At 53.4% G+C, this 12,296-nt stretch carries 11 protein-coding genes; 4 read left to right on the forward strand and 7 right to left on the reverse strand.

Translation table 11 applies throughout. The features are described from left to right. Positions 1-8: 8 nt before the first annotated feature. The 5 genes from ACYAC5_RS00480 to fdnG all read right to left on the reverse strand — a co-directional run bounded on the left by ACYAC5_RS00480 (position 9) and on the right by fdnG (position 6,276). The gene (locus tag ACYAC5_RS00480) at positions 9-620 is read right to left on the reverse strand and encodes a glutathione S-transferase (RefSeq protein ID WP_101763839.1); all 612 of its coding nucleotides are present in this window, start codon (positions 618-620) and stop codon (positions 9-11) included. 117 nt (positions 621-737) lie between these two features. After that, a complete protein-coding gene (gene fdhE, locus ACYAC5_RS00485) occupies positions 738-1,664 on the reverse strand; it encodes a formate dehydrogenase accessory protein FdhE (protein ID WP_462062214.1) in 927 nt (308 codons plus the stop codon). Beyond that, a complete protein-coding gene (fdoI, locus tag ACYAC5_RS00490; protein WP_101763837.1) occupies positions 1,664-2,305 on the reverse strand; it encodes a formate dehydrogenase cytochrome b556 subunit in 642 nt (213 codons plus the stop codon). The genes fdhE and fdoI overlap by 1 nt, the downstream gene beginning before the upstream one ends. Continuing rightward, complete coding sequence (gene fdxH / locus ACYAC5_RS00495; RefSeq protein WP_309836500.1) at positions 2,305-3,204, reverse strand: formate dehydrogenase subunit beta; 900 nt, start codon at positions 3,202-3,204, stop codon at positions 2,305-2,307. The genes fdoI and fdxH overlap by 1 nt, the downstream gene beginning before the upstream one ends. Positions 3,205-3,216: 12 nt before the next feature. Continuing rightward, the gene (gene fdnG / locus ACYAC5_RS00500; protein WP_462062216.1) at positions 3,217-6,276 is read right to left on the reverse strand and encodes a formate dehydrogenase-N subunit alpha; all 3,060 of its coding nucleotides are present in this window, start codon (positions 6,274-6,276) and stop codon (positions 3,217-3,219) included. Positions 6,277-6,448: 172 nt separating this feature from the next. On the opposite strand from fdnG, the gene fdhD reads away from it, so the two are divergent. Genes fdhD through ACYAC5_RS00515 form a run of 3 tightly spaced genes read left to right on the forward strand, consistent with a single transcriptional unit; the run spans position 6,449 to position 9,215 of the window. Beyond that, positions 6,449-7,240, forward strand: coding sequence for a formate dehydrogenase accessory sulfurtransferase FdhD (gene fdhD, locus ACYAC5_RS00505; protein ID WP_462062218.1), 792 nt, complete (start codon positions 6,449-6,451; stop codon positions 7,238-7,240). Between the two features lie 28 nt (positions 7,241-7,268). Further along, complete coding sequence (locus ACYAC5_RS00510; protein WP_277974335.1) at positions 7,269-8,618, forward strand: AAA family ATPase; 1,350 nt, start codon at positions 7,269-7,271, stop codon at positions 8,616-8,618. Positions 8,619-8,630: 12 nt separating this feature from the next. Continuing rightward, on the forward strand, positions 8,631-9,215 hold the full coding sequence (locus ACYAC5_RS00515) for a retron system putative HNH endonuclease (protein ID WP_271460933.1): 585 nt from the start codon (positions 8,631-8,633) through the stop codon (positions 9,213-9,215). Here ACYAC5_RS00515 and ACYAC5_RS00520 read toward each other — a convergent pair. Further along, the gene (locus ACYAC5_RS00520; RefSeq protein ID WP_101763832.1) at positions 9,212-9,988 is read right to left on the reverse strand and encodes a DeoR/GlpR family DNA-binding transcription regulator; all 777 of its coding nucleotides are present in this window, start codon (positions 9,986-9,988) and stop codon (positions 9,212-9,214) included. The genes ACYAC5_RS00515 and ACYAC5_RS00520 overlap by 4 nt on opposite strands. Positions 9,989-10,162: 174 nt before the next feature. Between ACYAC5_RS00520 and ACYAC5_RS00525 the strand changes: the two genes are divergently transcribed. Beyond that, a complete protein-coding gene (locus ACYAC5_RS00525; protein WP_110867874.1) occupies positions 10,163-11,503 on the forward strand; it encodes an aspartate aminotransferase family protein in 1,341 nt (446 codons plus the stop codon). A 77-nt stretch (positions 11,504-11,580) separates the two neighbouring features. On the opposite strand, the gene alsE is transcribed toward ACYAC5_RS00525, so the two are convergent. Then, positions 11,581-12,261 (reverse strand): D-allulose 6-phosphate 3-epimerase, encoded by a 681-nt coding sequence (gene alsE / locus ACYAC5_RS00530; RefSeq protein ID WP_101763830.1) that lies wholly within the window; start codon positions 12,259-12,261, stop codon positions 11,581-11,583. Positions 12,262-12,296: the final 35 nt, after the last annotated feature.

The following is a 12,296-nucleotide window of genomic DNA, read 5'->3' on the forward strand; positions in this document are numbered from 1 at the left end:
CGGGTGACTTACAGAGAGGGCGGAACGGTGCGGGCAAAGCTTTCGCGCGCAAACAGGTTTTCGGCCAGCTTCACCAGCGCCGGGCGATTTACGCACCAGTTTGGCAGCACGCGGCGGAAGTTGAGGTATCCAATCATGCAGCCGGTGGCGATATCGGCCAGATTGAGCGTGCCGCTATTGAGCCATTCGCCTTGGGCGGCGGCGGTTTCTAGCGCATCGAGGCCGCGTTGGATTTTGTCACGGTTGCGCAGCAGCACCTCTTCAGATTGCTGATCGCCGGGACGCATCTGCTCGCGCACGATCATCACCGCCGCATCGTTGATGCCGTCGGCCAGTTTTTCCAGCTGACGGATGTGCAACGCATGCAGCGCATCATCGGGCAGCAGCGCAGGCGCATCGCCGCGCAGTTCAATGACTTGCGCGATGATCGAAGAGTCGAACCAGGTGAGCTGGTTGTCGTCAATCAGCGCCGGTACTTTGCCCAGCGGATTGTACTGCGGTACATCGCTGTCATCGATCCACGGAGAGTGATTAACGAATTCGAAAACCAGGCCTTTTTCCAGCAATATCACTGATATTTTGCGGACAAAAGGGCTGGTGTAGCTGCCAATCAGTTTCATCGTGCGCCTCCGTGTTGAATGAAAATACGCGATAACAAACCGCACATATCCCTGGCGGCGCGCTGGCACAATGCGCGATAAATCGCGCCGCTACGGACCGTAGAAACATGGAAAAAGCTAATCGCCGGGGAACATAAACGGATTCAGACTGCTGCGGGCGAATCCTTCCTGCTCCATGCGGGCATCCAGCACCAGCGAGGCCAAATCATCGGCCACCGGCTCTACGGCGGGATCCTTCTCCTGATACAACATCTTCAGGTAGGTACCGCAATCGCCGCAACTCTCTGCTTTCACCGCCGCTTTTTCGCTGTCCAGCGACCAGTAATGCAGATCGCCGGTTTGTTCACAGTTGGAGCACTTGCTGCGCACCACATACCATTCGCTTTCACACAGATTGCAGTGCAGATAGCGCAGACCTTGCTGGCCTACGCTCATGTGCACCACGCTGGTGACCGGCACGCTGGCGCATACCGGGCAGAACTGGCGATGCTCACCGTATTCGGCGCGCGCTTTACCGGGAATTAATGCCGCCATCTGCGCCCAGTAAATCGACAACGCCGCCCAGATGAACGGCGATTTGTCGCTGCTCACCTGCGCGAAATCGCCTTCCAGCAGCGCATGCGCCAGATTTTCCAGTTCGCTAGTGGAGGATTTTTCCAGATTCTCCAGCACCGCCAGCGCCTGGCCGCTCATCTCCGGCTTCAGCTCGGCGATCAGCGAATGCAGCAAACGCTGCCAGTGCGCATCGCGCGGATAGGTGTGGATATCGAGCGGCGGTTTGCCCTGCTCGGCGCTCTGCGTCAGCCGCTGCTGCAGATCAAGCTGTAGCGGATGGTCATACAGCACGATCTCCTGCGCCTCGGCGATCACCGCAGCAAAGCGCAGGTAATCACCCAGCGGATTCTTCGCGGCCAGGTCGCGCAAACGTGCCGCACGGCGGCTATACAGATTTTTCAGCCGGGGGAAAAGTAACGGCGGAACGTGCTCCGCCGTGCGCTTTTCGCTTTTCTCCAGCTGGTCCTGCGGGATGATGCGAATACTCATCAGGGACGTTTTTCCTGTTGTGTTTGGCGTTGGCGCTGCTCGCGATACCAGCGTGGGTGATGTTTCTTCGCCCACGCGGCCGGAACCCAGCCCTCAACCATGGCGGTAATGGTGCCTTTTACCCACAACGCGGCGTAAATGTGCACCATAATCACCACGATCAGCGCCACAGCTGAGACCGAATGCACCACTAGCGCGATGCGAATCAGCGGAATAGTAAAGGCACCGGCAAAGTACGGGCGCCAGATAACAATTCCGCTCACCAGCAGCAAGACTAAGCTGATGATAGCAGCCCAGAACACACACTTCTGCCCGAAGTTGTATTTGCCGGTATCGCCGACCTCTTCGTTTTGCACGATTTTGTGGATGTTTTTCGCCCAAACCAGGTCTTCGCGATTGATCAGATTATGTTTCCAATAGCGTAAGAACATGATGATAAAGGCGGCAAACATCACCGTGCCAACAAACGGATGCAGGATACGCGCCAACTGCGGCGTGCCGAGCACGTGCATCAGCCAGTTAAACGACGGGAAAAAGAAACCCAGTCCGCTCAGCGCGGCGAGCACAAAACAGAACGCCACAATCCAGTGATTGATGCGTTCCGGTGCGCTGTAGCGCACCAGACGATCGCGTTTTTTCATTATTCGCGCTCCTCTTTTTCGTGCAGATTCTCGTCCTCATCCTCTTCCACGCGGTTTGGCCCTACGCCAACGTAGTGGAACACCGACGCGGCGAAGGTGGCGGCAAAACCGATCGCCGCCAGCGGTTTCCAGATCCCTTTCCAGAACGTTACCGCCGGACTGATGCTCGGATTATCCGGCAAACCGTGATAGAGCTGCGGTTTGTTGGCGTGGTGCAGCACATACATCACGTGCGTGCCGCCGACGCCTTCCGGATCGTACAAGCCGGCGTTGGCATAGCCGCGCGTGTTGAGCTCGGCCACGCGTTCACCGGCCAGCGCCTGCATATCGCTTTTGCTGCCGAAGTGAATCGCGCCGGTCGGGCAGGTTTTCACGCACGCCGGTTCCTGACCGACATTGACACGATCGACGCACAGCGTGCATTTGTACACGCGGTTGTCCTCTTTATTCAGACGCGGCACATCGAACGGACAGCCCGCAATGCAGTAGCCGCAGCCAATGCACTGTTCTGACTGAAAATCGACGATGCCGTTAGCGTACTGAATAATCGCGCCTTCAGATGGGCAGGCTTTCAGGCAGCCGGGATCGGCGCAGTGCATGCAGCCATCCTTGCGGATCAGCCACTCTAACTTGCCGTTCTCCTCCACTTCTGAGAAGCGCATCACCGTCCAGGATTTGGCGGTCAAATCGGCGGGATTGTCGTACACCCCAACGTTATGTCCCACTTCATCGCGGATATCGTTCCACTCCGAGCACGCCACCTGACACGCTTTGCAGCCGATGCAGGTGGTCACGTCGATCAGTTTCGCCACTTCCTGCTGATGGTTACGCGCCTGCGGGGCAGGCGTGAGTCCATTGGTGGCGGAGCGGCGGATAATGTCTTGAGATTGATAAGTCATATTCGTTCTCCGTTACACCTCATCGAACACTTTCACGATGTTGACCAGGAATGCTTTGAACTCCGGCGTTTGCGTATTGGCGTCACCGACAAATGGCGTCAATGTATTGGCAATGAAGCCTTTTTTTGCCACGCCCTGATACCCCCAGTGAATCGGAATACCGATAGTATCAACAGATTTACCGTCAACATTCAGTCGTCGAATACGCTTAGTGACTACGGCTTTAGCTTTGATGTAGCCGCGGTTTGAGGTGACTTCAACCGTGTCGCCTTGTCGAATCCCTAACTCATCTGCCAGTGTCTCTCCGATTTCAACGAACTGTTCCGGCTGCGCGATGGCATTGAGCCGCGCGTGTTTGGTCCAGTAATGGAAATGCTCGGTGAGACGATAAGTGGTGCCGACATACGGGAACTGCTCCGCCTGGCCCATCGATGCCAAATCGTCCTTGAACACGCGCGCCGCCGGGTTGGATACCACGTTCGGATGCAGCGGGTTGGTGCCGATTGGCGTTTCAAACGGCTCGTAGTGTTCCGGGAACGGACCTTCGGCCATTTTATCGAGCGCAAACAGGCGGCCCATGCCTTCCGGCTGCATGATGAACGGCCCGACATCGCTGCCGGGTGCGGCGGCGCTGTAGTCCGGCACATCCATGCCCCCCCATTTGCTGCCATCCCACTTCAGGATCTGACGTTTCGGATCCCACGGATTGCCTTGCGGATCAGCCGAGGCGCGGTTGTAGAGAATGCGGCGGTTGAGCGGCCACGCCCAGCTCCAGTTCAGCGTATTGCCCAAACCGGTAGGATCGGTGTTGTCGCGGCGCGCCATCTGGTTGCCGTCCGGCGTCCAGCTGCCGGCGAAAATCCAGCATCCGCTGCTGGTGCTGCCGTCATCTTTCAGATGGGCAAAGGTACTGAGCTGTTGGCCTTTTTTCACCAGCAGCGTGCCTTTGTCATCGTATACATCCGCCAGCGCTTTGCCGTTGTTCTCCATCGCCACTTCTTCCGGCGCAGGATTTTCTGGCGTCAGGTAGTTCCAGCTCATGTTCAGCACTTGCTCAGGCAATGCGCCGCCCTCACTGGCGTACATTTTGCGCAGGCGTGAATAGATGCCGGAAAGAATCTCGCCGTCATTCAGCGCTTCGCCCGGTGCATCCTGACCTTTCCAGTGCCACTGCAGCCAGCGGCCGGAGTTAACGATTGAACCGTTCTCTTCGGCGAAACAGGTGGAGGGCAAACGGAACACTTCGGTCTGAATTTTTGATGGATCAACATCGTTAAACTCGTCGTGATTCTCCCAGAAGGTGGCAGTTTCGGTGTTGAGCGGGTCGATGGTGACAAGGAACTTCAGCTTCGACAGTGAATCAATCACTTTGCGCTTGTTCGGGAACGATGCCACCGGGTTGAAGCCCTGGCACAGATAGCCGTTGACCTTGCCTTGCGACATCATCTCGAAGTACTGCAGCACGTCGTAACCTTTATCCCACTTCGGCAACCAGTCGAAGCCCCAGCTGTTTTCCGCCTGGGCTTTGTCGCCGAAGAAGGCTTTCATCTGGCTGACAAAGAATTTCGGGTAGTTGCTCCAGTAGTTTACCTGGCCCGGCAGCAGCGCTTTCGGCGTGTTGGCAGCAAGATAACTCTGCAGATCGGTGTGTTTTTCCGACGGCAAAGTCATGTAACCCGGCAAACTTTGCGACAGCAAACCGAGATCGGTCAGCCCCTGAATATTCGAGTGGCCGCGCAGCGCATTGATGCCGCCGCCAATCATGCCCATGTTGCCGAGCAGCAGCTGAATCATCGCCATGGTGCGGATATTCTGCGCACCGACCGAGTGCTGCGTCCAGCCGAGCGCATACAGGAACGAAGTGGTGCGATCGCGCGCGCTGGTTTCGCCAATCAGTTCACACACGTGCAAGAAGTCCGCTTTTGGCGTGCCGCAGATGCGTTCAACAATTTCTGGCGTGTAACGGCTAACGTGCTGCTTCAGCAGGTTCCATACGCAGCGCGGATGCGTGAGCGTGGCGTCGCGTTTGGCGAAGCCGTCGGCGTCCAGTTCGTAGTTCCAGCTGGTTTTGTCGTATTTGCGATTCTCTTCGTCGTAGCCGCTGAACAGGCCATCTTCAAAATGATAATCCTCGCGCACGATCAGGCTGGCATTGGTGTACGCCTGCACATATTCATGCTGGATTTTGTCGTTTTGCAGCAGCCACAGCAGTACGCCCGACAGGAAAGTGATGTCGGTGCCCGAACGAATCGGCGTATAGAAATCGGCTACCGATGCGGTTCGCGTGAAGCGCGGATCGATAACAATCAGTTTGGCTTTGTTGTGAATCTTGGCTTCCATCGCCCAGCGGAATCCCACCGGATGCGCTTCAGCGGCGTTCCCGCCCATCACAACGATCAGATTGGCATTACGGATGTCGACCCAGTGATTGGTCATCGCACCGCGACCAAATGTTGGAGCAAGACTTGCTACCGTTGGTCCGTGTCATACGCGTGCCTGGTTGTCGACCGCTAACATGCCGAGCGATCGGGTAAATTTCTGGGTTAAATAGCCGGTTTCGTTGCTGGATGCGGAAGCACACAGCATGCCGGTGGAGAGCCAACGGTTTACCGTCACGCCCGCAGCGTTTTGCGCCACGAAGTTAGCGTCGCGGTCCGCTTTCATTAGCCTGGCGATGCGATCAAAGGCATCGTCCCAGCTAATGCGCTGCCATTTATCGGAGCCTGGCGCGCGGTATTCCGGGTATTGCAGGCGACTTTCACTGTGGATGAAGTCGAGCAGGCCTGCGCCTTTCGGGCACAATGCGCCGCGGCTCACCGGATGATCCGGATCCCCTTCGATATGGAAAATGGTCTCTTTGGCGTTTTTCGCGCCGTCACCGAGGCTGTACATTAACAAGCCACAGCCAACTGAGCAGTAAGTGCAGGTGTTACGGGTTTCGCGTGCGCGCAGCAGTTTATACTGTCGCGTTTCCGCCAGCGCTACCTCTGGCGCAAAGCCAAGCAGTGCTGCCGTTGTCCCTGCCATACCGCCAGCACAGACCTTGAAGAATTTTCTTCGGCTGACGTTCATGGATTATCCTTTCAACATGAATGATTTTTTACTTTTGCAGTGCAGTGAATCGGGCGTCACAATAACCCGACGAATATTGCGGCAATAGCGACCTAATATTACCACTACTTTAGTAAGGTTGTTATGTGAGGCGAAAAAAGTGACAGAGAATGAGCAGGAAAGTCACATTAATGTGAATAAGATCTCAGGTGCGGTGCAGGCGCAGGTGCATCAGCGGCGTGATATCAGCCTTGCGGAAACAGACTGGCTGGCGCAGGAAGTACCGGTAGCGCTGGTCTATAACGGCATTTCGCACGTTGTGATGATGGCGACACCCAATGATTTGGAAGCTTTTGCGATAGGTTTCTCGCTCTCGGAAGGCATTATTGCGCGCCCGGATGAAATCTACGGTATCGATGTGGTTTCGGGCTGTAATGGCATTGAAGTACAGATTGAACTCTCCAGCCGCCGCTTTATGGCGCTGAAAGAGCAGCGCCGCGCCATGGCTGGCCGCACCGGCTGCGGCGTGTGTGGCGTGGAGCAACTTGATCAAATCGGTAAGCCATTACAGCCGCTGCCGTTCAGCCAAACCTTTGATTTAGCCAATCTGGATAAAGGCCTGGCGCAGCTGCGCGACTACCAGCCGATCGGCAACCTCACCGGCTGCACGCACGCGGCGGCGTGGATGTCACCGCAAGGCGAATTGCAGGGCGGGTATGAAGATGTCGGTCGCCATGTGGCGCTGGATAAACTGCTGGGGAATCGCAGCCAGCAGCCGTGGCAGCAGGGCGCGGTGCTGGTTTCCAGTCGCGCCAGCTATGAGATGGTGCAGAAATCCGCCATGTGCGGCGTGGAGATTCTGTTCGCGGTATCGGCTGCGACACAGCTCGCAGTTGAGGTAGCCGAACGTTGCAATTTAACTCTAATCGGGTTTAGTAAGCCGGGACGCGCCACGGTTTACAGCCACTCGCGGCGTTTGTTTTAATTTTTTCCTTCAGCACAAGGAAGTAATCATGCGCCAGCCTTATCGCATTGAAAGTGTCACACTCAAAGACATCGGAGTGTTTGAGCACACGCATTTTGATTTTCCGCCGATTCAAAGTGAACTGCGTGACGGAGAAAAAGCCGAGATCCACATTTTTACCGGGCCGAATGGCTGTGGGAAAAGTACGGTTTTATATGCATTAGCTGCGATATTTGATCCCTTTAGCAATAAACATCCCATATCTAAAAGGTTTTTAAATGGTTACAGCTTAGTAGATTTTAAATTTGGAAACGGTCATGGGTTTTATTGTGTGAACAAAATTGATACAAGTTTGTTTATTGATCAAGACTATTTAATTAATCCTGTTGGGAAAACACATTATTATGGAGACAAAAATTTTAGAGATTTAATAAAAAACTATGCATACTATTTTGATATAGAAAGAATGCTCAATGATACAGATTTCCAATTTGCTGCATTTGCTTACTCTGGAAATACCAGCCATCAAGATGAATTCGTTTTTGATTCAATTAAGGAAATTGATTATTCTCCTTTTGAAAATGCTTTATCATTTTACAAAACAATCCGTTCGGATGTTATTGCTCAATGGATTGCTAATAACTTAACTAAATATGCATTGGCTAAAATAGAACAAGAAGATGAAGAGGCAAATAAATATCAAGAGTCTCTTGGGAAGATAAAGGCTTTTATATTTAACTTGAGTGGCATTAAAATTGATTTTAAGCTAAGTAGAAGTCCATTGTCGATTGTTTTCAATATTGATGATAAATGTATGGCTTTTGATTCTTTGCCTGAGGGACTAAAATCAATTATTGGTTGGGTATGTGATTTGGCTATAAGATTAGAATATCTTAAATTCGAAGAAAAAAAAGACATATTCTCTCAGCCTCTAATACTATTTCTCGACGAAATAGATATTCATTTACACCCTAAATGGCAACGTCGCATTTTACCCGCAATCCAAAAGTTGTTACCCAACTCCCAGGTTTTTGTATCAACGCATTCGCCTTTTGTCGTTGGTTCGGTAGAGGATGCGTGGGTTTATCGTCTGCCTGATCCACAGCGCAATGTGATGCGGGATGCTTCTATGCAGGATCAGATCGTACCTACTGAATCCGGAGCAGGAAAAAGTATTCAACTTATTCTTGAAGAGATTTTTGATGTCGACGAACGTTTCGATGTCGAAACTGAACAACTCTTGAAATCATTCAAAAAGGTTCGTAATCGCTATTTGCAGAATCCTACTGATGACAGTGAATTAATGGATTTGGCGCAAACTATACGTGAGCGCGGTGAAGAATTAGAAACCATTATTGAGATGGAGTTACGACAAATAGCACGCCGTTCAAAAAAGTAAGGAGAACAGGGAATGTTCAAATCATATCGAGGACCATGGCCGCCATGTCTTAAAATGCATTATCCTGAGTGGACCGATCGCTATATTTCAGCGCGTGAGGGGAATCCGGCAGCAACATTCCGCTGGTTTTCTATCACTTGTTATCAAGCAGTGCGTCGAGAGTTATTAGTAATGACGCATCACCATTGTGCATTTTGTGATGGTTTCATTGGTAGTGAAAGCCGGGAAACACTGGAGCATTTCAGACCGAAAAGCCAGTATCCGGCTTTGGCATTTCATTGGGAAAATTTGTTTCCATGCTGCGATATGTGTCAGAGCCAAAAGCGTGAAAAATTTGATGAAGTTTTAATTAAACCTGATCGTCCTGATTATCAATTTGAAGATTACTTCATCTGTAATTATGACAATGGTGAAATTGAGGTAGCACCGGAATGTTCAGCTGAGTTCCAAAAGGCCGCCGCAGTTACGCTTGAAATTTATGGACTTAATTTACCGGTGCGCAAAAAAGAACGTTTACGCCAGTTTCGCGTCTGGCATGCAATGGGCGATGAAACATCGTTACATGAGTTTGCTTACCGCTACTTTCTCATCGGTTAAACCACCTGCACCTGCGGCAGCGCCTGTTGCAGCGCCGTCAGCGCGCCGGGTTTTACCGCGCCGCTGTCGCAGATCAGCAGATCGATTTCCGCAATCGCTGCATAAACGGTGCGGCTCATCACGCCGAGTTTGCTGTGATCCGCCAGTAAAATGGTGCGGTTCGCCTGCTGCACCATGGCGCGGGCAATCGCCGCTTCGTGGGGATGAAAACTGCTGGCACCGTTTTTAGCGTCGATGCCGACCGGCGAAAGCAGCGCCACATCGGCGCGATAACGATAAATTTCCCCAATCGTCATCTCCCCGCGCGTTTGCTGCGCGCCTGCCATCATCATGCCGCCAATTAAAATCACCTGATTATTCAGCGTCTCATGCTCTTCCGCTGCGCTCAGCGCCAGCGCGGCCTGCAGGCTGTTAGTGATGATGGTTAAACCTGACATGGTGCGCAGTTGTTCGGCCAGCATGGTGGTGGTGGTGCCGGCATCAAGGAACAGCGTTTGGCCGGGCTGGAGATGTTGCGCGGCAGCAACCGCAATTGCGCGTTTCTCTTTCGCCTGCGCGTTACGGCGCACCTGCAGCGGCGGCTCTGGCTGGCTATCGACGGCGACCAAACCGCCATGCACCCGCCGCGCCAATCCCTGCGCTTCCAGCTCAATAATGTCGCGCCGCGCGGTTTCGCGCGAGATGCCAAGCTCATTGATGATGCGTTCGGTGCTGAGCTGATGTTGCGTGGTCAGCAGCGCGCGAATGCGGTGTAAGCGGGTTTCCTGCAGCATGACTTTTCCCTGTGGCGTGTTCAACCTGGGCCTAAGCTTACCTGAGTGTCATTGCGCCGTCATGTGTATTTTGTTGTATTTGTGTATTTGGTTGCATTTGTCGCCAAAGCAGGCATGATATTGGCAAACGGCGATTTCGCATGCACCCCTCTCACCTTCGCAACGGGAGTTACCATGGCTACACGTTCTACCATCATGGATACCAACAGTTTTCGTGCTGAGCACGCCGACGGACTGGATGCGGCAACCCGCAAGCTAACCGACAAGCGCAGCAAAGTGTTGGGCGAGTCGTATCGCCTGTTTTACCGCAAGCCAGTGCATTTAGTGCGCGGCGAAGGGCAGTATGTGTGGGATGCCGCCGGTGATAAATATCTTGATGTGTATAACAACGTGGCGAGCATTGGTCACTGCCATCCGGCGGTGATTGAGGCGGTGAATCAGCAGATGAAGATGCTGAACACCCACACGCGCTATCTGCACGAACGCATTCTCGATTACACCGAAGAGTTGCTGGCGACCACGCCAGATGCCATCGATCGCGCCATGTACATGTGTACCGGTTCGGAAGCCAACGATTTGGCGATCCGCGTGGCGCGGGCTTTCAGCGGCGGCACCGGCATTATCGTGTCGCAGGAGGCGTATCACGGCACCAGCGATCTCACGTCAGGTGTGTCGCCCGCCCTCGGCAGCGGACAGCCGTTGGCGGCAACCACGCGTCTGGTTTCACCGCCGGATGCCTATCGCGTGAATGCGCCCGATCTCGGCGAGTGGTTTGCCAATGAAATCCAGCAGCAGATTGACGATATGAAAGCGCACGGCATCAAGTTTGCCGGCTTCCTCGCTGACTCAATCTTCTCATCCGATGGCGTATTGCCGAACCCGCGCGGCTTCCTGCAAAAAGCGGTCGATGTGGTGCATGCCAACGGCGGGATTTTCATTGCCGATGAAGTGCAGCCGGGCTTTGGTCGTACCGGCGATGCGTTCTGGGGCTTTGCGCGTCACGGCGTGGTGCCTGATGTGATCACCACCGGCAAGCCAATGGGCAACGGCATTCCGGTTTCAGGTTTGCTGGCGAAAAGCGATGTGCTAGCGGCATTTAGTGACGAGATTCCTTACTTCAACACCTTTGGCGGTAATCCGGTGGCGATGGCCGCCGCGCAAGCGGTGCTGACGGTAATTAAAGAAGAGGGCTTGCAGGAGCACAGCCGCGTGGTGGGCGCCAGGCTGTTGAGTGAACTGCAGAAACTAATGGATCGTCACGAGTCGATCGGCGACGTGCGCGGTGCGGGCCTGTTTATTGGTTTCGAACTGGTGCAGGATCGCGCCAGTAAAACGCCGGATAAAGCGCTGGCGCTGGATTTGATCGAGAAACTGCGCGAACACCGCGTGTTGACGTCAGTGGCGGGACCTTACGGCAACGTGCTGAAGTTGCGTCCGCCGTTGGCGTTCCAGGAAGCGGATATCGATTGGCTGGTGGGCGCGCTGGATAAATCGCTGAGTGAGCTGGGGCGTTAACAGATCATTGATTGTGCACATTTTGTCGCGGCGCGATTTATCGCGCAATAAATTGCGCCGCTACGATATGTGCAGGTTTACGCAGCTGCGGTTTCCTCGGCGAAAATGCTCTCCATCTTCTGCCACGCCTGCGCGACATCGTCATCCAGATTAAACAAACCTGACGTGCCCACAATAAACACATCCACGCCTGAAGCAGCAATCTGCCGGAAGGTGCGCGCATTGCATGAACCATCAATTTCGGTCAGATAGTGATAACCGTGCTCTTCGCGCATGGCGATTAACTGGCGAATCTTATTCAGCGTTTGCGGGATAAATGTCTGCCCGGCGAAACCCGGATCCACTGACATCACCGTGACTTTATCCAGCAGGTGCGCATATTCACGAATAGTTTCTGCCGGTGTGGCCGGATTTAACACCACGCCGCAGCGACGGCCTGCGTCTTTAATTTGCGTCAGCAGGCGGAAAATTTTGTTATTAGCGGTTTCCGGGTGGAAGCTAATAATATCGGCGCCGGCCTCAATGCACATTGGGATAATATCTTCCGGATGATTTACCATTAAATGCACATCAATTGGTACATCAGTAATTTTACGCAGGTTCTCAATAAAGAACGGCGACAGCGTAATATTCTTCACATAGCTGCCATCCATAATATCGACATGATAAAAGGCAGCGGTGCTATTCATCGCTTCAACCTGCTCGCGAAAACGCGTGAGATCCATGCACATTAAGGAGGGGGAGAATTTGGCTTGCATAACTTATTTCCTCATTACAACAACAGCGCCCGCAG

It is taken from the genome of Pantoea sp. y20 (assembly GCF_054903455.1).

Excerpts from the sequence above, each read along its gene's own strand:
- ACYAC5_RS00480 (WP_101763839.1), bottom strand. The coding sequence starts at position 620 with ATGAAACTGATTGGCAGCTACACCAGCCCTTTTGTCCGCAAAATATCA.
- fdhE (WP_462062214.1), bottom strand. The coding sequence starts at position 1,664 with ATGAGTATTCGCATCATCCCGCAGGACCAGCTGGAGAAAAGCGAAAAG.
- fdoI (WP_101763837.1), bottom strand. The coding sequence starts at position 2,305 with ATGAAAAAACGCGATCGTCTGGTGCGCTACAGCGCACCGGAACGCATC.
- fdxH (WP_309836500.1), bottom strand. The coding sequence starts at position 3,204 with ATGACTTATCAATCTCAAGACATTATCCGCCGCTCCGCCACCAATGGA.
- ACYAC5_RS00510 (WP_277974335.1), top strand. The coding sequence starts at position 7,269 with ATGCGCCAGCCTTATCGCATTGAAAGTGTCACACTCAAAGACATCGGA.
- ACYAC5_RS00515 (WP_271460933.1), top strand. The coding sequence starts at position 8,631 with ATGTTCAAATCATATCGAGGACCATGGCCGCCATGTCTTAAAATGCAT.
- ACYAC5_RS00520 (WP_101763832.1), bottom strand. The coding sequence starts at position 9,988 with ATGCTGCAGGAAACCCGCTTACACCGCATTCGCGCGCTGCTGACCACG.
- ACYAC5_RS00525 (WP_110867874.1), top strand. The coding sequence starts at position 10,163 with ATGGCTACACGTTCTACCATCATGGATACCAACAGTTTTCGTGCTGAG.
- alsE (WP_101763830.1), bottom strand. The coding sequence starts at position 12,261 with ATGCAAGCCAAATTCTCCCCCTCCTTAATGTGCATGGATCTCACGCGT.